Source organism: Halocynthiibacter sp. C4, from assembly GCF_028823805.1.
GTDB classification, from domain to species: Bacteria; Pseudomonadota; Alphaproteobacteria; order Rhodobacterales; family Rhodobacteraceae; genus Falsihalocynthiibacter; species Falsihalocynthiibacter halioticoli.
Genome location: NZ_JAPEIE010000001.1, coordinates 1,224,758 through 1,251,061, shown reverse-complemented (window position 1 = coordinate 1,251,061; position 26,304 = coordinate 1,224,758). Strand labels below are relative to the sequence as shown.

The 26,304-nt window shown below is 51.8% G+C and carries 25 protein-coding genes; 19 read left to right on the top strand and 6 right to left on the bottom strand.

Translation table 11 applies throughout. From position 1 onward, the window contains the following. Positions 1 to 18: 18 nt before the first annotated feature. Positions 19 to 1,365, bottom strand: a complete 1,347-nt coding sequence (locus OU789_RS06085; RefSeq protein WP_274654152.1) for an ABC transporter substrate-binding protein — start codon at positions 1,363 to 1,365, stop codon at positions 19 to 21. Between the two features lie 246 nt (positions 1,366 to 1,611). Between OU789_RS06085 and OU789_RS06080 the strand changes: the two genes are divergently transcribed. The 9 genes from OU789_RS06080 to OU789_RS06040 all read left to right on the top strand — a co-directional run bounded on the left by OU789_RS06080 (position 1,612) and on the right by OU789_RS06040 (position 8,890). Next, positions 1,612 to 2,637 carry a substrate-binding domain-containing protein gene (locus OU789_RS06080; protein WP_274654150.1) on the top strand — a complete coding sequence of 342 codons (1,026 nt, stop codon included), beginning with the start codon at positions 1,612 to 1,614 and terminating at the stop codon, positions 2,635 to 2,637. A gap of 123 nt (positions 2,638 to 2,760) precedes the next feature. Continuing rightward, positions 2,761 to 3,744: a glucokinase gene (locus tag OU789_RS06075; RefSeq protein WP_274654148.1), complete on the top strand. Its 984-nt coding sequence runs from the start codon at positions 2,761 to 2,763 to the stop codon at positions 3,742 to 3,744. Between the two features lie 113 nt (positions 3,745 to 3,857). Beyond that, complete coding sequence (locus tag OU789_RS06070; RefSeq protein WP_263953341.1) at positions 3,858 to 4,133, top strand: STAS domain-containing protein; 276 nt, start codon at positions 3,858 to 3,860, stop codon at positions 4,131 to 4,133. Further along, on the top strand, positions 4,130 to 4,495 hold the full coding sequence (locus tag OU789_RS06065) for a response regulator (RefSeq protein WP_263953342.1): 366 nt from the start codon (positions 4,130 to 4,132) through the stop codon (positions 4,493 to 4,495). Before OU789_RS06070 ends, OU789_RS06065 begins: the two co-directional genes overlap by 4 nt. A gap of 8 nt (positions 4,496 to 4,503) precedes the next feature. After that, entirely contained in the window at positions 4,504 to 6,759 is a 2,256-nt protein-coding gene (locus tag OU789_RS06060; RefSeq protein ID WP_274654145.1) for a chemotaxis protein CheA, read from the top strand. Positions 6,760 to 6,762: 3 nt separating this feature from the next. Beyond that, the gene (locus OU789_RS06055; protein ID WP_274654143.1) at positions 6,763 to 7,230 is read left to right on the top strand and encodes a chemotaxis protein CheW; all 468 of its coding nucleotides are present in this window, start codon (positions 6,763 to 6,765) and stop codon (positions 7,228 to 7,230) included. Further along, complete coding sequence (locus OU789_RS06050) at positions 7,227 to 8,141, top strand: CheR family methyltransferase (RefSeq protein ID WP_274654141.1); 915 nt, start codon at positions 7,227 to 7,229, stop codon at positions 8,139 to 8,141. The genes OU789_RS06055 and OU789_RS06050 overlap by 4 nt, the downstream gene beginning before the upstream one ends. Next, on the top strand, positions 8,132 to 8,518 hold the full coding sequence (locus OU789_RS06045; RefSeq protein WP_263953346.1) for a response regulator: 387 nt from the start codon (positions 8,132 to 8,134) through the stop codon (positions 8,516 to 8,518). The genes OU789_RS06050 and OU789_RS06045 overlap by 10 nt, the downstream gene beginning before the upstream one ends. A 9-nt stretch (positions 8,519 to 8,527) precedes the next feature. Further along, complete coding sequence (locus OU789_RS06040) at positions 8,528 to 8,890, top strand: hypothetical protein (RefSeq protein WP_274654138.1); 363 nt, start codon at positions 8,528 to 8,530, stop codon at positions 8,888 to 8,890. A 37-nt stretch (positions 8,891 to 8,927) separates the two neighbouring features. Here the strand turns inward: OU789_RS06040 and OU789_RS06035 are convergent, their stop codons facing one another. Continuing rightward, positions 8,928 to 9,302 carry a chemotaxis protein CheD gene (locus OU789_RS06035; protein ID WP_274654136.1) on the bottom strand — a complete coding sequence of 125 codons (375 nt, stop codon included), beginning with the start codon at positions 9,300 to 9,302 and terminating at the stop codon, positions 8,928 to 8,930. 289 nt (positions 9,303 to 9,591) lie between these two features. Beyond that, positions 9,592 to 10,365 carry a FadR/GntR family transcriptional regulator gene (locus OU789_RS06030; protein WP_274654134.1) on the bottom strand — a complete coding sequence of 258 codons (774 nt, stop codon included), beginning with the start codon at positions 10,363 to 10,365 and terminating at the stop codon, positions 9,592 to 9,594. Positions 10,366 to 10,456: 91 nt separating this feature from the next. Between OU789_RS06030 and OU789_RS06025 the strand changes: the two genes are divergently transcribed. The 5 genes from OU789_RS06025 to larB are packed head-to-tail and all read left to right on the top strand — an operon-like array spanning position 10,457 to position 15,583. Beyond that, entirely contained in the window at positions 10,457 to 11,722 is a 1,266-nt protein-coding gene (locus OU789_RS06025; protein ID WP_274654132.1) for a glycerate kinase type-2 family protein, read from the top strand. Next, positions 11,712 to 13,001 (top strand): nickel-dependent lactate racemase, encoded by a 1,290-nt coding sequence (larA, locus tag OU789_RS06020; RefSeq protein ID WP_274654130.1) that lies wholly within the window; start codon positions 11,712 to 11,714, stop codon positions 12,999 to 13,001. The genes OU789_RS06025 and larA overlap by 11 nt, the downstream gene beginning before the upstream one ends. Continuing rightward, the gene (gene larC / locus OU789_RS06015) at positions 12,998 to 14,161 is read left to right on the top strand and encodes a nickel pincer cofactor biosynthesis protein LarC (protein ID WP_274654128.1); all 1,164 of its coding nucleotides are present in this window, start codon (positions 12,998 to 13,000) and stop codon (positions 14,159 to 14,161) included. Before larA ends, larC begins: the two co-directional genes overlap by 4 nt. Further along, a complete protein-coding gene (locus tag OU789_RS06010; protein ID WP_274654126.1) occupies positions 14,154 to 14,930 on the top strand; it encodes an adenine nucleotide alpha hydrolase in 777 nt (258 codons plus the stop codon). The genes larC and OU789_RS06010 overlap by 8 nt, the downstream gene beginning before the upstream one ends. Beyond that, on the top strand, positions 14,927 to 15,583 hold the full coding sequence (larB, locus tag OU789_RS06005; protein WP_274654124.1) for a nickel pincer cofactor biosynthesis protein LarB: 657 nt from the start codon (positions 14,927 to 14,929) through the stop codon (positions 15,581 to 15,583). The genes OU789_RS06010 and larB overlap by 4 nt, the downstream gene beginning before the upstream one ends. Positions 15,584 to 16,336: 753 nt before the next feature. On the opposite strand, the gene OU789_RS06000 is transcribed toward larB, so the two are convergent. Next, the gene (locus OU789_RS06000; protein ID WP_274654122.1) at positions 16,337 to 17,470 is read right to left on the bottom strand and encodes a glycosyltransferase; all 1,134 of its coding nucleotides are present in this window, start codon (positions 17,468 to 17,470) and stop codon (positions 16,337 to 16,339) included. A 457-nt stretch (positions 17,471 to 17,927) separates the two neighbouring features. Between OU789_RS06000 and OU789_RS05995 the strand changes: the two genes are divergently transcribed. Beyond that, positions 17,928 to 19,799, top strand: a complete 1,872-nt coding sequence (locus OU789_RS05995) for a polysaccharide biosynthesis protein (protein ID WP_274654120.1) — start codon at positions 17,928 to 17,930, stop codon at positions 19,797 to 19,799. A gap of 137 nt (positions 19,800 to 19,936) precedes the next feature. After that, positions 19,937 to 21,238, top strand: a complete 1,302-nt coding sequence (locus OU789_RS05990) for a UDP-glucose dehydrogenase family protein (protein WP_274654118.1) — start codon at positions 19,937 to 19,939, stop codon at positions 21,236 to 21,238. Positions 21,239 to 21,389: 151 nt separating this feature from the next. Here OU789_RS05990 and OU789_RS05985 read toward each other — a convergent pair whose 3' ends face one another. Both OU789_RS05985 and OU789_RS05980 read right to left on the bottom strand, forming a co-directional pair. After that, a complete protein-coding gene (locus OU789_RS05985) occupies positions 21,390 to 21,566 on the bottom strand; it encodes a hypothetical protein (RefSeq protein WP_274654116.1) in 177 nt (58 codons plus the stop codon). Between the two features lie 497 nt (positions 21,567 to 22,063). Continuing rightward, complete coding sequence (locus OU789_RS05980) at positions 22,064 to 23,329, bottom strand: polysaccharide biosynthesis/export family protein (protein WP_274654114.1); 1,266 nt, start codon at positions 23,327 to 23,329, stop codon at positions 22,064 to 22,066. Between the two features lie 89 nt (positions 23,330 to 23,418). Between OU789_RS05980 and OU789_RS05975 the strand changes: the two genes are divergently transcribed. The 3 genes from OU789_RS05975 to OU789_RS05965 all read left to right on the top strand — a co-directional run bounded on the left by OU789_RS05975 (position 23,419) and on the right by OU789_RS05965 (position 26,304). Continuing rightward, positions 23,419 to 24,843 carry a pectate lyase family protein gene (locus OU789_RS05975; protein ID WP_274654112.1) on the top strand — a complete coding sequence of 475 codons (1,425 nt, stop codon included), beginning with the start codon at positions 23,419 to 23,421 and terminating at the stop codon, positions 24,841 to 24,843. Between the two features lie 135 nt (positions 24,844 to 24,978). Continuing rightward, positions 24,979 to 25,605 carry a sugar transferase gene (locus OU789_RS05970; protein WP_274654110.1) on the top strand — a complete coding sequence of 209 codons (627 nt, stop codon included), beginning with the start codon at positions 24,979 to 24,981 and terminating at the stop codon, positions 25,603 to 25,605. A 3-nt stretch (positions 25,606 to 25,608) separates the two neighbouring features. Further along, positions 25,609 to 26,304, top strand: a complete 696-nt coding sequence (locus tag OU789_RS05965; protein ID WP_274654108.1) for a PIG-L deacetylase family protein — start codon at positions 25,609 to 25,611, stop codon at positions 26,302 to 26,304.

Sequence of the window (26,304 nt, the reverse complement as noted above, 5' to 3'; positions counted from 1 at the left end):
ACAGAGCCCTACCCTTGATTACTTAATGCCGTCCCAAGTTTCCTGAATGCTCTTGGCCACTTCGGTTGCATCTTTGCCACCAGCGTAGTCAACCATGCCGGTCCAGAATGCGCCCGCACCGATTGCTCCTGGCATCAGGTCGGAACCGTCAAAGCGGAACGTATCAGCGTTGAGGAGAATATCGCCCATCTTGCGTTGTGCGTCATTCTCGTAAACCGCTGTATTTACACCGGAATGTGCCGTCAGGAAGCCACCTTGGGCCATCCATGCCTCATGCGCGATTGGGGCCTTGAGGAATTCCATGAAGGCACGCGCGCCTTTGGAGTCATTGGTGATTGTCATCACCGTACCCGCACCAAGAACTGGTTTACCGAGGTCTTTGCTTTCATAGCTTGGGAAGTAGAAGAAATCTGCATCTTCACCCATCACAGTGTCTTCTGGGAAGAATGCCGGAATAAAGCTCGCCTGACGGTGCATATAGCACTGGGGTGGCGAGGCGAAGAGACCTTTGGGGCTGTCGCGGAAGTCTGTGGATGCAACTGCGCCCGCTCCGCCAGCGACATAGTCGTCATTTCGAGCAAAAGCGCCGAACTCTTCGATTGCGGCAACAATCGCAGGGTCATCAAATGGAATTTCGTTGGCGACCCATTGGTCATATACCGAAGGCTCAGCAGTGCGGAGGAGCAAATCCTCTACCCAGTCCGTAGCTGGCCACCCAGTCGCTGCACCACTGCCCAGACCGATGCACCACGGCGTACCGCCATCTGCAACGATTTGATCTGTGAGGGCCTTAAGTTCTTCCATTGTTTGAGGAATTTCGTACCCTGAATCCTCAAAGTTCTCTGGGACATACCATACAAGAGACTTCAGATCGGCACGATAGAACATACCGAAAAGCTGATCATCGCCGTTCTCATCGGCAAAAGTCGCTAGATCAACCCAAGACTGACCAGCGCCGAAATTATCACGCACCCAATCCGCATCTTCAGATGTCAGCGGCGCGAGCAATCCCTTTGCTGCAAGGCTTGCCGCAAGTCCGGGCTGCGGAAAAACAGCGATGTTCGGAGCAGAGCCACCTTCGGTGTCGATCAAGATTTGCTGCTCAAAGCTATCAGAACCTGCGTACTCGACGTTAGCGCCGGTTGCTTCTTCAAAATAGGCAATAACAGCGTTGAAACGGTCGCGCTCCAGGCCGAGCCATGGGCCAAAAACTGAAATCGTTTCACCAGAAAGGTCCATAGACTTGAGCGCTTCATAGCTATCCCACGTAAAGTCACCCTCACCTGGAGCAAACATCAAATCCGCCTGAGCTGCGCCCGCGCAAAGCATCAGCGAAGCAGCACTTGTCATCAAATATCGTTTCATTTCTATCCTCCCTTTAGGCACAGCTGTGCCGGATAATCACTCGCCTAGGTCAAGACGCAAAATCCGCGCCCAAATCACCCAAAGCGCTTTGGTTTTTCAAACATCAACGATTCCACGCCAAGAGTCAACGAAAGAACAGACTCGCCCTATTTTCTGTAAAAAACAAAGTTGTTTCGACGAAATAATTGACGAATTTCCTGAGCCGCAGTAGGAATACGAAGATTATAAGCGCTTTGAAAGTCGACCATGAACCTCAAAACCCTCTCTGAAAAGCTTGGCCTTAGTCAAACGACCATCAGCCGTGCATTGAATGACTACCCAGAAGTCAGCGAGGCCACACGTCAACGCGTCAAAGCAGCAGCGCTGAAGTACAACTATCGCCCGAACACGCGCGCGCAACGATTGGCAACTGGGCGAGCTATGGCAATCGGCCACGTCATCCCAATGTCGAACAACCAAGAGATGGTGAACCCAGTCTTTGGTGATTTCATTGCTGGCGCAGGAGAAAGCTATTCCAAAGCGGGATATGATATGCTGCTTTCGGTTGTGCAGGACAAAGACGAAGAAGCAACTTATCGCGCGATGGCGTCAAAAGGTTCAGTAGACGGTGTAATCGTCCATGGCCCTCACAGGAACGATCCTCGGATCAAATTGTTGCAAGAGTTGGGTCTTCCCTTTGTGGTGCATGGGCGGAGTATGGGCGACGAAACCAGTTACTCGTGGCTCGACATAAACAACGGGCGCTCCTTTCAGCGCGCAACCAACCTATTGCTCGATTTGGGGCACAAGCGGATTGCCCTTCTCAACGGTGATGAAACCATGGATTTCGCCGCACGCCGTCGTTCTGGATACGAGGATGCGCTGCGCAAGCGCGGTTTCGCCCCGGACTCGACATTAACCTTCAGCGCCGAGATGACCGAGCAATTCGGCTATGAAACTGCGAAACGGCTTCTCCAAGGGATGCGCCCGCCCACAGCCTTTCTTGTCTCTTCCTATATTACAGCGATTGGCGTGCGCCGCGCGATCGGCCGCGCTGGTCTGTTGCTAGGGCGCGACGTTTCGGTTGTGACGCATGACGATGATCTCTCTTATTTGAGGAACGGAGACGATATTCCGAGCTTTACCGCCACCCGCTCTTCGGTCCGAAATGCAGGCCGGAGATGCGCGGAAATTCTATTGCAATCAATCGCAACTGGAAACGGCGAACCTGTGCAGGAGCTATGGGAAACCGAGTTAATGCTCGGTGATTCAACAGGGCCTGCCCCAAGCTGACACCAAGTTTTCCCTTGCAAAGTAGAAAATTCTATTTATTTCACAAACTGAATTATCTATCCTCCTCCGAAACCCGAACCAACACAAGCGACGACGTCGCCTCTCCATCCTGAAAGCACATCCATGGTTACTTCGCGCAGCGCCAACCACTATTCCCTGCTTGCTGATATTGGCGGCACCAATACACGCGTCGCCTTATGCGAAGGCACGTCGCTTGTTGCGGACTCGGTTCGGCGTTTTCGCAACGCTGAGTACGGAAGCCTCGAAGAGGTACTTGCGGCCTATATGGCATCTGAAGGAAACGTTGATTGCCTTGGCGCCTGCGTCGCTGCTGCTGGGCCGGTTCGGGATTCGGTTGCAACAATGACCAACCTCGACTGGACAATTGATTCCGAGACTGTTGCCAAGGCCACGGGTGCAGAAACTGTTTCAATTTTGAACGATCTTCAAGCGCAGGGGCACGCACTTGGCCATCTCGAAGCAGACGCTCTGACGACAATTCTACCTGGTAAAGCAGCTGGCCCCAATGCCGCGCAACTGGTGGTTGGCGTCGGCACCGGCTTTAACGCAGCCCCCGTTTGGCGAACACATGCAGGACGCTTTGTTGCGCCTTCGGAATGTGGCCACATAACACTCCCTGTCCGTTCTGAAGAAGATCTTGCCCTCAGTGCTTTCGTCGAGAAGGCCCACGGCTTTCCCGGTGTAGAAGATCTGTTGTCTGGCCGCGGACTCGAACGGATCTACGCCTTTCATGCCACTGAAAACAATAGTGAAACCCGCAAGGACGCTGCCTCTATCATGACCTCGGCAACCGCTCGGGATGACGATGTAGCACTGCGGTCTGTTGAAACGTTTTGCCGTAAACTTGGCGATGTTATCGGCGATCTGGCGCTTGTACATCTTCCATTTGGCGGCATCTTTCTGATTGGAGGCGTCGGGCGCGCCATGGTCCCATTCATGGGCGAATTTGGCTTTGCAGATGCTTTCCGTGACAAAGGCCGCTTCGCGGAGTTTCAAGACACTTTCGCAGTTACGGCCATTTCCGATGACTATGCGGCGTTGATCGGTTGCGCCAACCATTTGCACGATCGCATGAACGGAAACTGAATTGCCTGCAGTAAGGCCTTCTTAAGATTCTTCCCCCTACAACGATCCAAAGGAACCGGATCAAAGGGGGCGCTTGTGACATCACCTACAAATGAAACTGCGGTAAACCCGCAATGAGCGCGCAAATTCAACTGCGCGAGCGTTTGGGGTTGAGCGATGCAGCGCCCCTCGCCCGCCAAATTCTTGCGGAGAAAGGCTCCGATCTTGTGATCGACGCCTCGCGTGTGTCCCATATTGGGAGCCTCTGCCAGCAAGTCCTGCTTGCTGCTGCAAAGGAGTGGCAAGAAGATCAGCGCACCTTTCGTATGTGCAATCCAACCGATGCCTGCGTTCAAGACCTCGCCCTCTGCGGCCTCACACCGGAAAGTTTTGAAGGAGAGGTCGCATGACGCTCAATATTCTCGCAGTTGATGACAGCCGCACAATGCGCGACATGATCAGCCTAAGCCTACGACAGGCTGGTTTTGAACCAACCCTGGCTGAGGATGGACAGCACGGCCTAGAAGTTCTGCAAGACTTCATGCCCGATGCAATCATAACGGATATAAACATGCCACGGCTCGACGGCTTCGGATTTATTGATGCCGTTCGCAAAACGCCGGAACATCGCGCTATCCCAATTCTAGTGCTGACAACCGAAAGCGCACCTGAACTGAAAGCACGCGCAAGAAGTGCCGGTGCAACGGGCTGGATCGTCAAACCTTTTGACCCCGAGAAACTTGTACGCGCCCTTCAAATGGTGACTGGTTAGGAGCATTTATGAGCGATCCCAATGATCCAATGGCCGAAATCCGTGTGGCATTCTTTCAAGAATGCGAGGAACTGCTCGAGGCGCTTCAAGATGGTCTTACGTCCATGGAAGACGGTAGTGGTGACTCCGAAACGATCAATGTTGTGTTCCGCGCGGTTCACTCAATAAAAGGCGGCGCTGGCGCTTTCGGGCTGGACGAACTTGTGCAATTCGCCCACCGCTTCGAAACCACGATGGACGCCGTGCGCGCAGGCGAGCTCACGGTTGATACCGAAGCATTGAAGCTTTTTTTTCGAGCTGCAGACATTCTAAGCGACATCGTGCGCGCTTCTCGAGATGCACTCGAAACTGATCAATCCGCGATCTCGGCAGTCTGTGACGAACTGATTGCTTTAACCGGAGCAGACGCGGAGGAGGACGAAATTGATCCCGCTGAATTTCAAGCCACTGGCCTTACATTGGACCTTGATCTCGCGGATTTAGATGCTCTTGAGGATATCACCGAAGACTTACCACCTTTGACGTCTGCAGACAGCTTATTTGGCGAAGATACGATAGCGACGGAACCATCCAAATACACGATACGCTTCAAGCCCACTAGCGAGCTCTACGCAACGGGAAATGAGCCCCTCTATCTCTTTAAGACACTGCGAGAAATTGGTGTTGTAAAGATCGATATCAACACTCAGTGCTTGCCCGAACTATCCAAACTTGAGCCCGAAAACTCCTATTTGGAATGGCAGTTGAAAATTGAAACTGAAGAAAATGAAAACCAGATCAGAGAGGTTTTTGATTTCGTTTCAGACATTTGCGACTTGGAAATCAAATCTAACGGCATGGATGCTGAAGTTACGTCTCTGCCTCACATCTTACCAAACGAAGTCGCAACAGACCAAGTTGTAAGCTCAAGCGAAGTGAGCAACGCTATAGCAACTCCTGTTCAGACCGATAATTTGACTCCCTCAGAAGATCAAACCGTAGAAAATGCTTCTGACAATGCAGCAGAAATCCCCTTAGAGGACGCACCGAAACCTGCTCAGATACCGCCTGCTACTAAGCCAAGAGCGACGGTCCGCGTTGATCTTGAACGTGTTGATCGATTGGTGAACCTGGTCGGAGAGCTGGTCATCAACCAGGCGATGCTTTCTCAAAGCGTTGCGCAGATTGGATTGCCTTCAAACACACCCGTTTTCACAGGTCTCGACGAGCTGCAACAGCTAACGCGCGACATCCAAGACAGCGTTATGATGATCCGTGCCCAACCTGTTAAATCACTATTCCAGCGAATGGCTCGAATTGTGCGCGAAGCTTCCGCCGATGTCGGGAAAACTGTCCGACTAAAAACGGACGGTGACGCTACAGAAGTCGATAAAACCGTGATCGAAAGGCTCGCAGATCCTCTCACCCATATGATCCGAAATGCAGTCGACCATGGGTTAGAGGATAGCAATACGCGCCTCACAAACGGCAAACCAGAAACTGGAGAAATTACTTTATCTGCGCGCCACCGATCAGGCCGCGTCCTGATCGAGATTTCGGATGACGGCGCGGGTATTGACCGCAAGAAAGTTCTGGAAAAGGCACAAGAGAAAGAACTCGTCACCAAAGACGGCCAGCTAACCGATTCAGAAATCGACAATCTTTTGTTCCTTCCCGGCTTCTCAACAGCCGACAAAATTTCGAATCTTTCTGGTCGCGGCGTCGGGATGGACGTTGTTCGAAGCTCAATCCAAGCGCTAGGGGGGCGAGTTTCAATTAACTCAACGCCAGGCAAAGGAACAACTTTCTCGATTAGTCTACCTCTGACGCTCGCCGTGCTTGACGGTATGGTCACCCAAGTTGCTGGGCAAACTTTAGTAATTCCGCTCAATACAATCGAAGAAACGCTTACGATCGGGAAAAGTGATCTAAACACGCTCGGCCCGCAGACATCTGTTCTAAAGGTAAGAAACGGATTCGTGCCACTACTCGACCTCGGAACCGAGCTTGGCTACCGAAAACCAAAGCCTGACTATGTCGATTCAATTGTTCTTTTGATCGCGCACGAAGATGGAAGCCGAGCGGCTCTCGTTGTCGACGAGATAAACGATCAGAGGCAAGTTGTCATAAAAGGGCTTCAAGAAAGCTACGGTCGCGTCCCGGGAATTGCAGCTGCCACAATCCTAGGTGACGGACAAATCGCTCTCATTCTTGACCCGGTAGACATCGTTGCGGGTGCCAGTGGGCGCACCAAACTTTCAACCGAAACAGCTCTCGCGGGATAGCCAATGTCAAACCAATTATCGCATTCAAAAACATCGGAAATCGAACTCTTGTCATTTCGTGTTGGCGAGCAGGAGTTTGCACTTGATATAATGTCAGTTCGTGAAATCCGCGGCTGGACTCGTGCAACACCACTTCCACACTCGCCTCCATTCGTACGGGGCGTTATCAACCTTCGGGGCACGGTTTTGCCCATAATCGATCTTGCCGCCCGACTCGGTCAACATTCTACTGACCCCTCTGAGCGCAATGTCTTTATAGTCGTGCAATCCGGTGAGGAAACCGTGGGGCTGTTGGTTGACGCAGTTTCGGACATCCTATCGATCAAAACAGAGGAGCTTCAATCTCCTCCCGAAATGGCAGCGGACACAAACAACATTTTTGTAGAATCCCTTACGATTGTCGAAGACAGAATGCTACGAGTACTAGATCTACGTGCCGCCCTTCTCTCTTCCTCGTCGGAGGCAGCATGACACGTACTCTTTCTAAACCTGTTACGGGAAACACCGCGATGAGCAAAGATCAGTTTCTGCTCGTCTCAAAGCTTGCAAAACAGAACGCCGGCCTCATGTTTCCAGACACAAAGGCTTCACTCGTTTCTTCTAGACTTCTCAAGCGATTGCGCATTCTAAAACTACAGAATTTTGAACAGTATTGTGATTTGCTGTGCGGCTATAATGCCGAGGAAGAAATTCACAATATGGTCGCAGCTCTCACAACTAACATTTCCAGTTTTTTCCGCGAGAAGCATCACTTTGAAACTTTGGGCAAAGAAATTCTTCCAACCATCATTGAGCATGCGACGAAGGGAGGAAAAATTCGCATTTGGTCAGCCGGGTGCTCTGTTGGTATGGAAGCTTATAGCATTGCAATGACCATCCACGAAGGGTTTCCCGAAGTTGGAAACTATGACGTAAAAATTTTAGCAACGGATATTGATCCAAACGTCTTGGAAATTGCTCGGCTTGGTGAATATCAGGTCGGTGACATAACAAATGTCTCTGAAGCATACCGAGATCGCTATTTCAGACCATCTCAAACCGAGACAAAGAACTCTATTCGAGTTGTTTCTGAAATTCAAAACCTTGTTAGTTTTAAACAGCTTAACCTTATCGAGAACTGGCCGATAAAAGGTCAATTTGATATCATTTTCTGCCGAAATACCGTCATTTATTTCGACGAGGGGACGCAAAAAAAACTTTGGTCTCGATTTCAAAACATCCTACATGAAGGCGGATGGCTCTTTGTTGGTCATTCCGAGCGCGTTCAGGAAAATTCAGCACCACTGCTTAAATCGCGAGGCATGACAATCTATCAAAAATCAAGCGAAACCGGCGAGAAACAACTACGGCCGCGCAGCACCGAGGAAAGCCAATGTCTTTAAGAGATCAACTCCGCATCCTTGTTGTTGATGATATGTCAACAAGCCGAGGCTTAATCACTCAAGCACTCGACGCATTTGGCATACGAAATGTTGGGAGTGTAGCGGATGGCCGAACTGCACTTTCTACGTTGGAGCGCACGCCAGTCCACCTTGTTATCTCGGATTACAACATGCCGGAGATGGATGGGTTGCATCTCTTACATGCTCTCCGCCAAAATCCGAAAACGAAAGGGGTTGGTTTCATTCTTATCACTGGCCGAGCTGACCGTGAGATAATCGAAAAAGGGAAACAGCTGGGCATGAATAATTTTCTGAAGAAGCCTTTTGACCCTGCTCAACTCAAGGCTTGTATCGAAGCCGTTGTGGGCCGTCTTTAGGGTCGAGCAATGAGCAACTCTTCTGTTTCGCTGGAAAAAGTTCTCGAGTGTGTCGATGCTGAAGTCTCTGAGATGTCTTCACAAGTGCTCGAATTGCAGTCGACGTTATCTGAATTGACTGAGGGATTGGACATACTACAGACAGAGCCGATTAGTTCTTTGCAGAGCCTTGATGAAATTGCTCAAAAGCTATCGGGAATCTCGCGCGCGCTACAAATGTTGCGAAACGAAACTGGGCCAGTCAATAACACATCAATCAATATTGAGTTGCTAAAAAGTTTTGTAAAACTGGACAGCCTTTCCAGCAGGCTTTGTGCTGAAACCTGCATGGAACACTCTCACAGCACCAAAGGGAGCGTCACACTATTCTGAAAACGCTACCGCGCTGACATTCAAAGAGTGTGAATAACTAAAATAGCTCAACGTCATTAATTTGTACCCGCACTACAGCCTGCTCTTCGACTTGGGCTTTCATAAGTTTCTGTCGCGCATGGCCGGAAACGGGTGAAAACTCCACACGGCGTGCAGAAACACCACCCAAACATTCAGCATCGATCGGAATACCTTCTTGGCGCAAAAAATTGCGCACAAATGTTCCATTCGCCTTTCCAATGCTTGAAAGACCAGAAACCATTTGCGCACCACCAAAAATTTTCCCGCGCAATCGTGACTTTGAGGCGCCACGCTTAAGTAGAGCATTGATGAGTACTTCCATCGCCGCCGCACCGTGCAAATTTTCAATGCCCGAGTTCGAGATACTGTCTGGCAAAAGAATATGGTTCATACCCCCGACTTTTGCGGTTTTGTCCCACAAACAAGTCGCAACGCAAGACCCAAGAGTTGTTGAAATCACAACATCAGGAGAATTTTCAACAGCATGTTCGCCCTGACAGATTGATATCCGTTTCTTGGGCAAGCCGTTTCGTCGGTTAGGGGAATGTTTGGTCATGCGCCTCCGAAGAACAATCATTCAGTCGGGAAACACCCGAGAGATTTCAGTATCCCTTCCGACGTTACAGCGACAGACATCAACATAGTCTTAAGACTATCGGCAGAATGAGCGCCGCTTTGGATCAAGAGTATCGGTAACTCTCTATTGTATGCGCTAACCTTTTTAAGGCGGGCGAAACCGAATTTTCGCTTGTTTCGTCATGCTCTTTCCAACCCTCAAGGAGTTGAATGCCGAATTGCGAAATATGGTGACGCATTGCCAGACGCGCTTCTTCCGCGGACCGTTTTCTTAGAGCTTCTATGATCGCGCGGTGTTCCTGAACAAGCGATGGCTTCATCCGAGCAACATTTACCCGACCATGCATCTTTACCCACATTGGAAGCTGGACGCGCTGCCGCCAAAATCCAAGAACAGTATTCTCCAGCGCCAAATTTCGAGTCGCGCGTGCAATCGTGAGGTGAAACAACTCGTCAGCATTGTCGCCCCAAAATTCGTTCTCATGCTCCCCGCTCATCTGCTCTGTGAGCTCTTCGAGCTTTTCCAGCTCCGCATCAGTTATAAGATCAGCGGCGAGTGCAGCTGTTTCTCCCTCAACAAGCAACCGTGCCTCCAGCAATTCAAACGGGCCGGGCGTGACCAACGCGCTTAACGTATTGGTCGAGGGTGGATGAGTTGAAACCTGCATGCCAGCGCCAAAACGGTTCTCGACAAAACCGCTGATCTCAAGTGCAATCAACGCTTCACGCACCGTCGCACGGGAAACGGAAAGCTGCTCAACAAGCTCGCGTTCGGCCGGCATTTTCTGTCCGGCTTTCAGGTCTCCCTCAAGAATACGCTCAGCGATTTGTTGAGCGACGAGTCGATACCTTGGGATTTGTTCAACCGGTTTAAACATGAGGTGGACAACCAAATTACATTTTGTCAGAGATTGACAGATTGCCTGACAATCCTGCATAACTCAAGAAATTTCAAACGGATTGCCGATCATGACACCCGAAAAACTCCTTCGCGAAATGTTTGATGCAGCACTTGATGCCGCTGACCCATTCAAAGCCGTACCCACATATTTACCCGAAAAACCAAGCGGCCGCGTCGTAGTTATCGGCGCGGGTAAGGCGTCGGCCAGAATGGCACAAGCCGTAGAAGCCGAATGGGGCCCATGCGAAGGAATTGTGATCGTTCCACATGGCGCGGACCTGCCGACAAAGGGTATTGAGATCGTTCAAGCCAGCCATCCGGTCCCGGATGCCGCAGGCGAAGCCGCCGCCAAACGTATTGTAGAACTGCTCGAAACACTTACTGAAAACGATCTTGCGCTATGCCTGATTTCTGGTGGTGGGTCCTCGCTGATGTCTGCGCCCGCCCCTGGCCTGAGCCTTGAAGACAAAATTCTCGTGAATAAGAAACTGTTGGCGAGTGGTGCCGCGATTTCGGACATGAACGTTCTACGCAAGCATTTGTCCGCAACGAAGGGCGGTCGATTGGCGGTCGCGGCGGCTCCGGCGCGCGTTGTGACATTAACCATAAGCGATGTACCGGGCGATGACCCGTCAATCATTGCGTCCGGCCCGACCGTGCCGGATACCTCTACGGCTTCGGACGCTTTAAAGATCATCGAACGCTTCGGCATCGATCTACCCGACCATATTCTTGCTGTTCTAAACGGCCCTGATGGAGAGACGCCAAAGCCCGACCACCCCGCCTTCAAACGAGCCGAAACACATATCGTCGCGGCGCCTCAGGCCTCTCTTGAGGCGGCATCAAAGATTGCGGAAAAATACGGCGTGACCCCACTAATTTTAGGTGACGCAATCGAAGGTGAAGCGCGTGAGGCAGGAAAGGTTATGGCTGGCATGGCAGCGCAAATTAAGCGTCACGGCCAACCGGCAAGGGCGCCTGCGGTGCTAATTTCCGGCGGGGAGACAACGGTAACCGTCACTGGAGAAGCAGGAAAAGGCGGACGTTGCAGCGAATTTCTGCTAGGATTTGCTCTAGGTGTCTGGGGCGAAGACGGCATCTCGGCACTGGCCTGTGACACCGATGGACGCGATGGGTCGGAGCATAACGCAGGCGCGATCTGGGGAGCGAACCAGTTTGCGCAAGCCGACAGGGACAAAGCCTTAAGCGCTCTGTCTCGTCACGACGCTTATAGCTTCTTTGAGAGTGTCGATGGTTTGGTTAATACTGGCCCGACCCATACAAACGTAAATGATTTCAGAGCGATATACGTGGAGGCATCCGATGAAGATTGATCTATTATACGGCCGCAACGGCATCTCGGTTAACCTTCCCGAAGCGGCAGAACCCACTGTTATCAACAAGCCTGCATTCCCGCCCTGCCCTGATGCGACCGAACAAATTGCCACCGCTTTGACAAATCCTGTCGCGGGCGCAGACTTTAAGTCTCTGTGCCAAAACCGCTCTTCGGCTTGCATTCTGATTTGCGATATTACCCGCCCCGTCCCGAACCACTTGTTCTTGCGGCCCATGATCGAAGGAATGATTGACGCAGGGATTCCTAAATCTGAAATCACGGTTTTGATTGCTACAGGGTTGCATCGGCCAAACCTCGGTGAAGAGCTTGCCGAGCTTGTCGGCGACCCTTGGGTTCTCGAGAATGTTGCCGTTGAAAACCACTATGCCCTGAATGACGAGGATCATATCGACCTCGGCACAACCAAAGGCCGCGGCGTTCCTGTCAAGCTCGACCGTCGCCTCGTGGACGCAGACCTGCGGATTGCGACTGGACTTGTGGAGCCGCATTTCATGGCCGGCTACTCTGGTGGACGAAAAGTTGTTGCTCCCGGTGTTGCTCATCACGAAACCATTCGCACCTTTCATTCCGCGCGGTTCATGGAAGACCCCGCCGCAATAGAGTGCAATTTGGTCGATAACCCACTACACGAAGAGCAACTCGAAATCGTGCGGATGCTTGGCGAAATTTACGCCTTGAACACCGTGATTGACGAAGATCGTAACCTTGTGTTCACAAGCTTTGGCGAAATTATCGAAAGCCATCTCGCGGCGGTTGAGTTTGTGCGGGCCTTTACCGAAATTCCTGTTGGTCGCAAATTCAAAACCGTTGTGACTTCTGCGGCGGGTTATCCGCTTGATCAAACCTACTATCAAACAGTTAAGGGCATGGTGACGCCGCTCGACATTCTCGCGCCAGGTGGCACATTGATCATTGCCTCGCACTGTGGTGAAGGGGTCGGCTCCGATCATTTCAGAGCCGCGCAAGAACGACTGGTTTCCATGGGGCCCGACGCCTTTTTGAAATCCCTGCTGGCGAAATCCTTTGCCGATGTTGACGAATGGCAGACAGAAATGCAGCTTAAGCCAATGCGTGCTGGCAAGGTTGTTCTGTATTCCGAAGGGTTACCAGAGAGCGATTTTGCCGTCACAGGCGTTGAGCGCGCGACCGACTTGAAGCAAGCAATCGCGGACAGTATCGCGATGCATGCCGACCCTGAAATCGCGGTTATTCCGGAAGGTCCCTATGTCGTTCCGCAAGCGCGTTCGGCGGCATGACGGCTCATATCCATCTTGATGTTGTCGGGGGCATCTCGGGCGATATGTTCCTCGCGGCGATGCTTTCAGCCTTTCCCGAACACGAAACAGGTTTGAGCGAGGACTTGGCAGCTGCCGGACTGTTGGAACATGTCACCCTAAAGAGGGATACGGTCAAGAAATCCGGATTTGCTGCGACGCAAGTCACATTCGAAATTACCGAAACCGCGCCTGCAACGCGTCATTGGCGGAACATCAAAGGCTTCATTAAAGCCTGCGCCCTCTCCGAAGAGACGAAACGCACAGCAATCGAGATATTCGCGCAACTGGCCGAAGCCGAAGCGATTTGCCACGGCGTCTCGGTTGAGGACGTGCATTTTCACGAGGTTGCGGACTGGGACTCTTTGGCGGACATAATCGGCGCTGCCGCACTCCTTACCAGAATTGGCACCGCAACCTGGTCGTGCTCCTCATTGCCGATTGGTTCAGGGCTGGTACAATCCCAACACGGAAAAATTCCGGTCCCCGCCCCCGCAACCGCACATCTCCTGAAGGGGTTCGACTGCTTTGACGATGGCGCGTTGGGCGAACGCATAACGCCAACGGGTGCGGCGATCCTAAAATTCTTGAAACCAGCACACCAGAAAAGCAGCGGCAAACTGACCCGCATCGGAACGGGTGCAGGGCAAAAATCCTTTGAGAACATCCCCAATATCTTGCGCGTGCTTGTACTTGAGCGCAGCGAAACAAATGAAACAACAACCGATTGGGTGACGCAAATCTCATTTGAGATTGACGATATGACGCCAGAAGAGATCGCCACATCGGTCGACCATATCCGCGCGCATCATAGTGTAATCGATGTTGGCTTCACGCAAGGCTTTGGCAAAAAATCCCGCCCGAACTACGCGTTTCGTGTACTTACCACGCCAGATGCGGGCGAAGAGGTTGCGACGCTCTGCTTTAACGAAACGTCTACGATTGGGTTGCGCATAGAAACCGTCGCGCGACGCATCCTTTCGCGTCAGCACGGCCAAAGCGGCAACATCGCGATCAAGGTTGTCGAGCGTCCAAGTGGCCCGAGCGCCAAGGCCGAAAGCGATGATCTTGCGCCATTTTCGGGCTTGGAACAGCGTCGTGCATTGGCCGCGAATGCGACGAAAGGAGACAGCGATGAGTGATGCATATCAGCGATTGTCTAATGTCCTTTCACAGTTTCCGCGCCTGACACTCGCGGTTTCCGGAGGCGTGGATAGCCTCACTCTGGCGACGATTGCGGCGCGCCAACTCAAAGACACAACAATCGCACATGCCATTTCGCCAGCTGTTCCAGACGAAGCAACGGACCGCGTGCGCCATTTTGCCAATTCCGAAGGTTGGGACTTGCGGGTCATCAACGCGCGTGAATTCTCCGACCCTAACTATCTGAGCAATCCGACAAACCGATGCTATTTTTGTAAGTCGAACCTTTATTCCCGCATTGCAGAAAGCTGCTCTGGGCCTATTGCTTCTGGTACAAACACCGATGATCTGGGCGAATATCGCCCTGGCCTTATTGCGGCGAAAGAGCAAGATGTGGTGCATCCCTACGTTATGGCCGACATCTCTAAACGCGAATTACGCGATCTTGCGAGCGGACTTGGACTTTCTGGAATCGCCGCGCTCCCTGCACAGCCCTGTTTAGCGAGCCGTATCGAAACCGGAATTGCTATCGACGCTGCGGATCTGGCTTTTGTTCATGCAGTTGAAAAACTGGCCGCAGAGCGGCTCTCGTCAGCCGATATTCGATGCAGGGTTACCAAAACCGGCATTCGTCTCGAAACAAATGCGCCAGCGGACTCGGACACGATTGCGCACATCAATGCCTTTTGTCAGGCACATAATCGCGTCTTTGACGGGGCCTATCCTTATCGCCGTGGGAGCGCGTTTCTTCAGGGTGAAGCAGTATGAAAAGCCACACGATTTTTGATTGGTCCCGTGCCGCACGGACAGGCATTCCCGAGGTCGTCTTTGCAGAGCACAAGCCTCTCGACATGCTGCTCGACATAATCAACAGCCATATCGAAGAAGCCAAACCACTTCTTGTGACGCGCCTATCACCAAAGCAAATCAATGCGCTCGAAGACCTCCCGGTGAATATCGACACGCTCGCTCGTACTGCCTCCTATTTGGCAGAGGACCCAGTAAACGCGCCGAAACTCGCGATTGTGTCTGCCGGGACTTCGGATGCGCCGATTGCGCGAGAGGCCTATGTTTGCGCACGCTTCTTTGGGCTCGATGCGTTCCTCATACAGGATGTCGGCGTTGCAGGGCTTTGGCGGCTCGAGAAACATTTACCAACTTTACAGGAAATGCCACTGGTGATCGCGGTTGCCGGAATGGAAGGCGCGCTATTTTCAGTGCTCGGCGGGCTACTACATGCACCAATTATCGCGGTTCCAACTTCGGTCGGGTACGGCGTTTCGCAAGGTGGAGAAGCAGCGCTTTCATCCGCACTAGCAAGCTGTGCACCGGGCGTACTTACGGTAAATATCGACAATGGATTTGGCGCCAGCGCCGCGGCGGCCAAGATATTGCTTCACGCCAAATCGAATGAAGATTGAGACATAAGCCCAATTCAACAAAAATTGTTGCGCGGCCCGAAACAAAAAATTCAGAGCCCGTGCGCCACGAGTTTCAGCACAGCGCAAGGGTTAATCTAAAATCTAAACAAATGCCTAATTTCGCCGCGCACTTTATGTCATAAATGTGACGCAACCCCCAATACAAGCACAATCCAAGGCACATCTATCAAGGCATCTCCCGGCGTACGCATTAATTTTTTCAATATTTTTAATCACTTACCCAACCACACTAATCAGAAACGCTCCACCCTCTCCGGTCGTTGTCTTTTTTAGGCGAATTCTTGCCATTGTCTTGACACAATCGCAGCAGCGGCGTTAGAACACTTTCCATAAAAAGAATGTGTTAAAACCTCTATTTGAATTGTGGGCAATCGAGTTGGACGTGGCATGTGTGTGTGTGCCTGTGCGTATCGAGTGAATTTGTGTGTTTGTTAATTAGTCTCGCAGTACTTTAACCAGTGCGCCGGAATTTCCGGGGAGTGTGAGGCGCGTTACGGCAACAGAACGATCGGATCCGCCACCCCATCACGGCTGATTTATTGATTTCTGTTTTCTTATTGAAAGGCTTCGTGCCGGCTTAACGCGTTTCATAAGGGGAGCCGAACATGCGACATTGATCGCCCTGCCCGTTCGGCTCCCTTTTCATAGCCCTTGTCAGAATGAAAATTTTAGCTGCGCTCGAAATGGATATTTCTTGTGGCAATGAATTATGTGCGCGCCATTGTCACGACGCTATTGGGATGACTCCGCCACACGATGGTAAAGGTCATCATGCGCTTTGATGTAGCGATCCAACGAAAATTTCTCATCAATTCTCGCCCTCGCGCGCTGGCCAAGCGCTTTCCGTTCCGGCTCTGGCAACGCGATAATCTGGTCAATCCCATCGGCAAGCGCGTCGGGATTTGATGGCGGCACCACCGCACCCGTATCACCAGCCAACCACGCGCTATCACCCACATCTGTTACAACCGCCGGGACTTCACTTGCCATTGCTTCGCCGGTTGCCAATGAAAATGCCTCGCCCCAAGCCGAGGACAAAACGAAGACATCAAGGCCCGGAACGATCTCGGGGATATCATTGCGTGCGGGAATAATCGTAAACCGATCTTGCATCCCGAATGCCGCTGCAGCCTGTGCCGCTTCACCTCCTTCATGCCCCTCTCCAACAAAAATCAGATGGATATCGCGACCACGGTCAATGAGCTGCTTGGCCGCCTTCACTAGCGTTAGCTGGTCTTTCATCGGATGGTTTCGGTTGATATTGCCAATTAAAAAACGGCTCTCCGGTATGCCTCCAAGCGAACAGAGGAACGAACGCGCTGCGGGGCGAGCGTGATATTCCTCCATATTTGTGCCGTTCGGAATCAACACAGATTTGTCTGGAGAAAAGCCGAACGCCTCGTGCTGCATCTGGGATTGCTTTGAACAGTATGTAACGGCGCCAAGCCGCCTCGTCATAGGGGCGGAGAGCTTTATGAGCATTTGCGTACTGCGGGACTCGGCTTTGATGTCATGTAGAGAGTGATGAACCGACCAGACCATCCGCTTTGATGAACCAAGCCCGAAATTGGCCACGCTTGCCGCGAAGTTCCCATGATACATCCAACCGTGGATTACGTCGGGAGAGAAGTCCTTGATGTGGCTCCGGATCTTTTTCAGTCCCTTGAGATTGAATTTGCCTTGCGGCAGTTCCGCGCTTGTAACGCGTACACCAAGGTTCTCGATTTCATGCGAGAAATGTGCAGGCGGAAGGAGCGACACCACCTCGTGATTGCTGCGCGCCTCGCCCAAACCCTTCAAATACCGGAATAGCATGACCTGTGCGCCACCAAACCCGAGGCCCGTAATGCAATGCAATACTCTCAATTCAACAATCCTAAACTTACAAATCTTGCGGAACGTAACGACCGCAACGTTCCGCTACTTTATGAAACTCCTCCATGAAGTCCACGAGCTGCGTGGTACAAAATCGAAAAGAATCATCAGTTCCGTGATTCTTAGCGCCCTTGCCGCAAGCAAGAGTCCTCCCAATTCATCCAAGCCAGCCAGTTCATTCAGTTTTTTGAATGAGCCGCAATTTTGAGCATCCCGCACAAGGTTTACGAGCCCGTAAAGCGCTCCCCATCTCGATTGTTTCGAATGTCGCAACAAAACTTGAAAACTGGGCTAACTACCTAGTTTACGTAAAGGAAACTCCCTGAAATTAAGTATCTTTTTTTAAATAAGTTTTACTTGAAGCACTCAAGTTGATAGTAAGGAAACTGCCGATTGTGTGACGGCTTTGTTTCTTAATTAGTACTGTAGGTAGTTGGTTATTTTTACCATGCACAATTTCATTGATACTGTCCCTCGTTCGGTCAAACGCTTGATCTACCTCTCGGTAGATGCGGTGCTCTTGCCTGTCGCGCTGTTTGCAGCGTTTGCGCTCCGCTATGGTGAATTTACACCTTGGGAACAAGTTTCGGAGTCTTGGATACTCTTCCCCACTGTTCTTTGCTTTGGAATGGCCGCGAATATTTTGCTCGGTTTTTCACGGGTCAAGCTCTCGACTTTCGGAGTTCGAGACATCGGCAAAGCCGCGTTAATTGCAATCACGATGACAGTTGTTTCGATTTGTACGTGCTATATTCTTGACCTTGCGACGCCGCGCTCTGTTCCTCTGATTTTCGGGATTCTGCTGTTCCTTGGAACTATGGGGTCTCGCCTTACCGGTCGCGCACTTCTTCAAGTGCTCTATGATCACGGCCACGAACGCCGCCCTGTTGCGATTTATGGCGCTGGCTCTGCTGGTAACCAGCTTGCTTCTGCGCTTGGCCGCTCCAAGATCAAACCCATTGTTTTTGTGGATGACAACCCCTCGCTCCATGGCGTGATCATGGGTGGTTTGCCTGTTTGCGATCCGGAAAAGCTAAAGAGCCTCATTGAAAAGGGCAAAATTGAATCTGTAATTCTGGCAACACCTTCGGCCACCGAAGAACAGAAACGCCGGATTTCACTCAAGCTTGCCGATCTCGGAGCCGAGGTGCTGTCGCTGCCCTCCTATAACGAGATCATCGCCGGTAGAGGTCTGGTAGAAAGCCTCCGTCAGGTTTCCCCTGATGAGCTTCTCGGCCGCGATAAAGTCGATCTGAACCTCCCCGGTGTCTCGGATGTCTATGCTGACAAGTCGGTGTTTGTATCGGGTGCTGGTGGTTCGATTGGATCGGAACTGTGCCGTCAGGTTCTAAAGCATAATCCGCGAAAGATCGTTTTGTTCGAACATTCCGAATTTGCACTCTACTCCATCGATCAAGAGTTGCGCCCACTCGCCGAAGCTGCTGGCGTCGAGATTGTCGCAACGCTCGGCTCCGTCTGCGACAAGCGCCGCGTTGTTCGGACAATGCAAATCCATCAAACCGATATCGTCCTGCACGCTGCGGCTTACAAACACGTGCCTCTGGTTGAAAGCAACGAGCTTGAAGGGTTGCGCAACAATGTGCTTGGCACACGTGTCTTGGCAAATGCAGCGCGCGAGCTCGAAATCGAGCGCTTCATCCTGATCTCGACCGACAAGGCCGTTCGCCCGACCAACGTAATGGGCGCATCGAAGCGCCTCGCCGAGTTGATCGTACAAGACATCGACAGCCGCAGCCCCAAAACGCTCTTCTCCATGGTGCGCTTTGGTAATGTGCTTGGCTCTTCTGGCTCTGTTATCCCGCTGTTCCGCGAGCAAATCGCGCGTGGCGGCCCTGTCACTGTTACGCATGCCGAAGTGACACGCTATTTTATGACCATCCCAGAAGCCGCGCGGCTTGTGCTGATTGCGGGAACCTTTGCGCGCGGTGGTGACGTGTTTGTTTTGGATATGGGCAAAGCGGTCGCGATCCTCGACCTTGCCAAACGCATGATCCGCCTCTCTGGTAAAACGCTGAAATGCCCACAAACCCCAGACGGTGATATCGAAATCGTCGTCACTGGCTTGCGTCCAGGTGAAAAGCTTTATGAAGAGCTGCTCATTGGCGAAAACATCCTCAACACGCCGCATCCAAAGATCATGCGTGCGCAGGAAGGCTGCCTTTCTGAACTTGAAGTTCAAAGCGCAATCCGCGATTTGAACCAAGCTATCGAGAGCGGTGAGACGGCACGATGTCGTTCAATCCTTAATCACTGGATCGAAGACTATCATCAACCGCAAGAAGCCAAACAATCAGGTTAACACGACCGCAGCGCAGGAATTTTGGCGTTGTCAAAATTTTCCCATAGTTCAACAATACATATGAGGAGACAGACTCACTTGGGCCTGTCTCTGATTTTCAACGCGATATTTTCTAAGACCGAAAAGCGAGACAATAAATGAAGCTAACAATGATCGGCACAGGCTATGTTGGGCTTGTGTCTGGGGTATGTTTTTCGGATTTCGGTCACGATGTTGTTTGCGTCGACAAGATGCCAGCAAAGATCGATGCGCTCAAAGCCGGTGAGGTTCCTATCTTTGAACCGGGCCTTGAAGAAATTATGGCGCGCAGCGTAGCCAATGGCCGCCTGTCCTTTACGCTCGATTTGCCGGAAGCGGTTGCTGAAGCAGATGCAGTCTTCATCGCAGTTGGCACCCCGACCCGCCGAGGGGACGGCCACGCTGACTTAACCTATGTATTCGATGCCGCCCGCGAGATTGCGCGTTCGCTGAAGGGCTATACTGTCATCGTCACGAAATCGACTGTTCCGCTCGGCACAAACCGCAAAGTCGAAGAGATCATTCGCGAAGAAAACCCAAGCGCAGAGTTTGACGTTTCCTCCAACCCAGAGTTCCTGCGTGAAGGCGCTGCGATCGAGGATTTCATGCGACCAGACCGTGTGGTTGTTGGAGTCGAAAGCGAACGCGCACAAGACGTGATGGCGCGGATCTATCGCCCGCTCGCGCTTCGTGAGGCGCCGATTGTCTACACCGATCTTGAGAGTGCCGAGATGATCAAATATGCGGCCAACGCATTTCTTGCTACCAAGATCACCTTTATCAATGAGATCGCCGATCTTTGTGAAAAGGTCGGAGCCGACATCAAATCCGTGTCTAAAGGCATGGGCATGGACAACCGCATCGGCAACAAATTCCTTCATGCCGGACCTGGTTATGGCGGCTCATGCTTCCCGAAAGACACCAAGGCGCTCGCGCGCATCGGCCAAGAACACGCCAGCCCGATCAAGATTGTCGAGCAGGTCATCGACATCAATGACGAGCGAAAACGCAAGATGACCGACAAGATCCTCTATCTCTGCGACGACAAGGTCGCGGGCAAGAAGATCGTCGTGCTCGGCGTTACGTTCAAACCAAACACCGACGACATGCGAGACAGCCCATCGCTGACGATCGTTCCTGCGCTTGTCGGTGCTGGAGCCAAAGTTCATGTGGTCGACCCACAAGGCCGCAAAGAGGGTGAGGAGCTTTTGCCTTCTGTAGTATGGGAAGCTGATCCATACGAGGCGGCCAAGGATGCAGACGCAATCGTTGTTCTCACGGAATGGAACGAATTCCGCGGATTGGACCTCGCGCGTTTGGCTGGCGAGATGCAGGATGCAAAAATGGCTGACTTCCGTAATATCTATGACCCAGATGAAGCAAAAACCGCTGGGTTCACCTATACTTCTATCGGGCGCTAAAAGCCCGTTCGGGAGGAAGGGTGTTGCGCGCCTTGATTGAAGGCACGAGGCTTTTTAACACCCAAGCATCTATCAGCCGAAAAAATAGGGCGCCTGAAAGCGCCCTTCCCCATCTTCTATAATTTGGTGCTCTGTTAGAGCCGCGGCCAGCTTAGGCGTCTATTCCGTGCTGCAGTTCGTAATCTACGAGACGCAGGCAGAGCTCATCTGCCCAAGCAGACTTCATTCCGTTGAAATCGCTCATCTCAATAGATTTACAGATGTCCTGATATTTCTCGATCGCGCTTTGGTAATCGTCGGGTGTCTCCACGACCGGCATCGCCGGCATGCGTGTTCTCGCTTTGAAGTGAGTTACATTGTCACGAACTTCGTCAGTCTGCGGACGTTCCGCTACTGTACCCCGAAATTTGTTTAGCCCGATTACCATCTGGTTACCTCTTTGCCCTAGAGAGTGGTACTTTGTCCCCAATACCTTGTCACATTAATATTACATGACATCAGATATCGTCAAATTGACTAAGCAGAATTGCGCTTACCCAATGTTGCTGCGAAGCATTAATAATTGATTAGCAAAAGAGATTTTCGCTTATCAAACCAACACGACACTCAACCCAAAGCAGTATTTACTCCACCATAGTTTACCCAAAAGCAGAAAATAAAGTCCTTTTCCCGCTGTTCTAAATCACTCTGAACAGAAATCTGGGCGCAAATAGGGCAAAATCGAGAAAACGGTTATGAAACCACAATTTTCTCTCAGCAACACCGACGCCGTACACGACATTATCTCGCGCAAGGCATTAAGGACGTAGCGGTCTTAAGATGGATTTATTGTGTCGGATTGCTCTCTTCTGGCGACTGCGGCACACGGATAATCACCGTATCGCCAGGCCGAAGTAATGTCGTTTCACTGGCGATTTCAGGCGCATCGCCCCCTCTGCCGTGAGACACAACCGATATAACAAGCGGCTCGTTCGGGTCGATCTTTGAGCTTTCTGCATCTGTTATCAACGCGCTTGTATAAAGATCCGTTTGAAGGTCGATCCCAAGCGTCATGGATGTCAGGCGTCTGCGCGCCTCGTCAAGTTGTTCGAGCAATGACGCGCGGTTTTGCTTTTTGATGTCGATAATATCTCGCTGCGCTTCATTCAGAGATTGCTCCGCACGTAGCTTTTCGACGGTCAATTCCACGTCCCGAATTTGCAAATTGGTCAATGTGCGCGTGAGCGTCGTAACATCATTGGCGCGAATATTACCCTTAGCGAGCAACTCTTGCTTATTGGCCAAATCTTCTTCGGTGCGTTCGATTTCGGCACTGTTCAACGCAAGCTGTGTTTCGAGTTTTTCAATCACATTCGTGAGCAACCCAACCAACTCATCAACGGACTCGATCCTCTCGGAAAGCGCCTCCATGTTGTTTTCAAAGATGCTTTCTTCGATGTTGATTATCCCGCTGTCGAGCAACTGTCGGCGGATCTCATCCGGCGTTTCAAATTTCTCGGCATTGTTAATCTCTGCTTCGATGCGCGCTATTTTCAAAAGGAGTTGCTGTTGGTTTTGCACCAGCAATCGCCGCTGCCCATAGGCTCTAAGGATATCACGCTCCAACTCGCGCCCCGAAGACCCAGAACGCCCAACGCCACCAGCCATAGCCATCGCCTGCCGAACAGACATGCCGGGGCGAAATTCATACTGGCCCGGGCGGTAGACATCGCCGGTTACGAAAATCGGGTTGTAGGAAGCAATTTCAATCGCAACCGCAGGGCGGTTTGGCAAGCCGATCGCCACTTCCAATTCGCGGGCAATGGTCTCGGAAATGACATCCAAAGGCAAACCACCAACTTCGACAGAACCAACGTAGGGATAGGATATCCGCCCATCGGGACCAACCGTATATTCCCCGCTCAGCCCTTGCCATTCTTCGTAATTGTTATTGGTGAAATCCCAGTTCCCAACCCGAATGCGCAAAACATCCTGTACGTTGATCGGATAGGCCCCGTTGTCTTGCGCCAAAAGCGGCGCGCCCGAAGTTGCGAGCGCCAGAACAACGGCGAGACTTCGAACGGCGGTTCGACCAATGCGGACTAAGGACATCACTTGCAACTCTTTCTAATGGCGTTACTCTGGGAGCATATTGCTGTTTGTTATAAAAAAATAATTCAAAACGCCATTAAGGTATACACATGAAACGCCTTGAAAAGAAACGTTTTCGAAACCTTTGGCGGGTTTTCTTTACGTTTATTGTCGCTTCTACGTCCGCTGTTTCACTGCACGCAGAACAATCCGCCTTTCCCGGCGCGATAGGTTACGGCAAGGATACAACCGGCTGGCGCGGCGGGCAAATTATTGCCGTTACCAACCTGCAGGATCGGGGCAAAGGCTCACTACGAGAATGTGCGGAAGAACTGCGCATGCCCCGCATCTGTGTATTTCAGGTCAGTGGCACAATTTCGCTGGATACACCTATTCGTTTGCGTTCGAACCTCTATGTCGCAGGTCAAACTGCTCCCGGTCAGGGCATCCAGATAAAGCTCCGCGGCGGAGACCACACGCCAATAATAATCAAGAACTCAGGCCATGTTCTGGTGCGTTATCTCAAAATTCGCCCCGGTGCAGGAACGCGTGAGAGTGCGAATATCGACGCAGTTACAGTCGAGAGCAGCAGCAACATCTATCTCGATGCTTTGTCGATGCAATTTGCCTCGGATGAAACGTTCAACATTCATACCAATAATAATCCGACACATAAGATCACCCTTGCGCGTTCGATCCTCTCCCATTCGCTGGACCGCTCAGTGCACCCAAAAGGGCGGCATTCTAAGGGCGCGCTGATTTGCTCAAATGAAGGATCGCTGGAGCAGCCAACGCCCTGTGGCGCAATTACTTTGGCTGGCAATCTCTTTGCCCATAATCGCGACCGAAACCCCGATGTCAAAGGTACAGATATCGGCCCCATTGAGATTGTGAATAACATTTTCTACAACGCGATCAGCCAGTTCGGCGAGTTTTATGACCTGATGGGCGACGTTACGATCAACTATGTGGGGAATATCGTAAAAACTGGCCCTAGCTCAAATCGACGCCAGCCGCTCCCCGCTGTTGAGGCGTTTGATTGGGATGAGCAGCGCGGCATGAAAATCTATGAGGCCGACAACATAAATTATGAGCGGAAAGGATGTGGCAACAAGGCAGGTCGCGCCATTTTGGACGAGGAAGCCGAAAAACACCGAATAGATGCGCCAAGCACACCGCTCACCTTCCCTCCTCTCCCTGCGGCTGAGGTTGAAGAAGCCGTGCTTGCCAAAGTTGGCGCCGCGCGGGCAGGTTGGGGCGGACCGGATAACCTAGATCAGCGCGCCATTGATGACTTCATCACCTGCAAAGGAAAGATTATCGATACGCCAGAGGACGTTGACGGCTGGCCAGACCTACCGGAGGAAAAAACTGCGCTTGTCGATACAGACGAGGACGGTTTGCCCGATGATTGGGAAGCAGAAAAAGATGGCCTAGACCCGAGGGCCCCGAACCAAACTTGGGAGGACCGCGACGGCGACGGATGGTCAAACATTGAGGAGTATCTGTCGTTTCTTGCCGAAGACCGCATCTAGCTGCGCGAATTTCTCGCATTTTCACCATTTAAGTGCCCTATTTCCAACCTATCACACCCATGCAACACGAATTTCTTGACGAAGCTGGTTCATCCTCGCTTTAACCCAAGTCATAACCTGCGAAAGCGCCAATTGATGCCCCGTATTGTCGAACTTCTGATTGTTTTCACAGCGCTGCTGTTTCTGATCATCCCTATTGCCGTAACCGGCGCTGCGCTCTATTTGGCGCTCGGCTCTCCAGTCTTTTTCCGACAAACGCGCGTGGGCAAAGACTTCCGTGTATTTGATATTCTGAAATACCGCACAATGACCAATGACGTTGACGAAAACGGCAAGTTGCTGCCGGACGAGATGCGCCAAACACGGTTTAGCAAATTCATTCGCCGCGTACGGCTTGACGAACTCCCCCAAATTCTCGCGATCGCTAAAGGAGACATGGCTCTCGTCGGCCCACGCCCTCTTTTGCCGCAAACGATTGAGTCCTTCGGCGAACTAGGCATAGAGCGCTGCAAGGTGCGCCCCGGCCTGACGGGCTGGTCACAAGTCAATGGCAACGTCAATCTAACCAACGCGCAGAAGCTCAAGCTTGACCTCTGGTATGTTTATCACAGGTCACTTCTGCTGGATTTTAAGATTATCGTCGCAACAATTGGCGTGGTACTCTTCGGAGAAAATGTAAACGACGACAGGATCACCACTGCGGAGAGCTGGCTTCGCGAAGTTGGCCTTGCCGAACAATTTGAAAATAAAGAGTTTGTTTAAGATATGAGTTTAGATATTTTTGCGTCTTCCACCGGCCCTGTTTTGGTCATTGCGCCGCATCCTGACGATGAAATTCTCGGAGCTGGCGGCACGATCGCGAAGCTTTGCAAAGCAGGACGCGAGGTTCATGTTTGTGTGGTAACTTCTGGTCGCCCGCCACTTTTTTCGCCCGAGCAAACACAGCGCGTGCGCGAGGAGACGACCGCGGCGCATAAAGGCCTCGGCGTAAAGCAAACGCACTGGCTTGGCCTACCTGCAGCGGAGTTGACAGAAGTTCCGACGCGGGAGTTGAATGGCACGCTCGGTAAACTCGTTGCGGAACTCGCCCCCTCGGCGCTTCTTATCCCACATGTGGGAGACATCCATATCGACCACCAGCTTGTTCATCTGGCTGCGATGGTCTCTGCCCGCCCGCATCAAGAAGCCTTTCCTCCTATGATACTCGCGTATGAAACGCTGTCTGAAACCAACTGGAACACGCCAGGGGCAACAGCACCATTCATTCCGAATGTCTTCGTCGATATTACCGACACGTTAGAAGACAAACTGACCGCTTTCGCCATGTTCGGAAGCCAAGACCGAGGCGCGCCGCATGAACGGTCTGTGCCAAGTCTTCGCGCGCTCGCGACGCTGCGCGGCGCAACGGTGCATCGCCACGCCGCAGAAGCTTTCATCCTGATCCGTCACGTTGGAGGCTAA